At 35.9% G+C, this 911-nt stretch carries 2 protein-coding genes; both read right to left on the bottom strand.

Translation table 11 applies throughout. The features are described from left to right. Window positions 1-3 precede the first annotated feature (3 nt). Window positions 4-276: a head-tail connector protein gene (locus PEPTYR26121_RS08005; protein WP_002834875.1), complete on the bottom strand. Its 273-nt coding sequence runs from the start codon at window positions 274-276 to the stop codon at window positions 4-6. Window positions 277-286: 10 nt separating this feature from the next. After that, on the bottom strand, window positions 287-911 hold a 625-nt coding region (locus PEPTYR26121_RS08000; RefSeq protein ID WP_180500844.1), incomplete at its 5' end, for a phage major capsid protein.

Genomic DNA, 911 nt, shown 5'->3' with positions numbered 1-911 from the left:
TCATTAGAACTCAGCCTTTCTCATTCCAAACAATAAAGCCCTTAGAGTTAAGTTTAGTTCAGAATAATCTGCCTCTTCTCTGTGTTCATAAAGATAAGCGGTCATATAGAGGACAGCTATCTTTCCATTTGGATTTTTAGAAAGTTCTTCTTCACTATCAACCCTGGCTACATCCATAGAATGTTTGATTGATGATTGGATGAGAGATTCAATCATCTCATCCTCATCATCAAAATCCACCCTTAAATATGATTTTGCCTCCTCAAGAGTAATCATAATCTACTCCTTAGGCAGTAGCACCAATTTTTAAAAGTTTAACTGCTTCTCTTAAAACTAAGATTCCATCAACTCTTTCTTTACCTAAGAAACCAACCATGCCATTACCAGCAAATAGTTCTTTTAAGTCTTGGAATGACCTATTTCCCCTATCTCCAATCTTGTAGTATGAAAAATCACCAAAGGCTACTGCCAATTTTCCTTTTTCAGCTTTTGGAGCAAAGGCAGATGTGTAGGCAGGATATCCTAAAAGTCTATCTGGTTCTCCATCTTTAAGTGATGGTTGCCAAATATATGCACCATTAACATCCTTAAGCTTTCTAATTTGAGCAACTGTTGCATCATTTAAAATGAAGGCCGCTTTCTTCCTATATGGTCTATCTAGAGAGTAAACTAAATCAATAAGTTCATCTGCAGTAATTGTTTGAGCCTTTGTTGTTACTCCAAGTTCTCCACCCTTTTTAGAGTCAAAAATTCCCGTAGGCTTATTTACTCCATCACCATTTAAGAAGGCATCTTCTTCAGCATTTGCTAACGCTCTAGTAAATTCTTCAGTGATGTATTTTTCTAAATTAAAGGCTGAATCATATAGAAGTTCTTCAGTAACCTTAATTCCAACATGGAGTTTATGCGCA

Origin of the sequence: Aedoeadaptatus nemausensis (assembly GCF_903819165.1) — a bacterium.
Classification (GTDB): domain Bacteria; phylum Bacillota; class Clostridia; order Tissierellales; family Peptoniphilaceae; genus Aedoeadaptatus; species Aedoeadaptatus nemausensis.
This window is presented reverse-complemented; position numbering and strand designations above follow the sequence as displayed.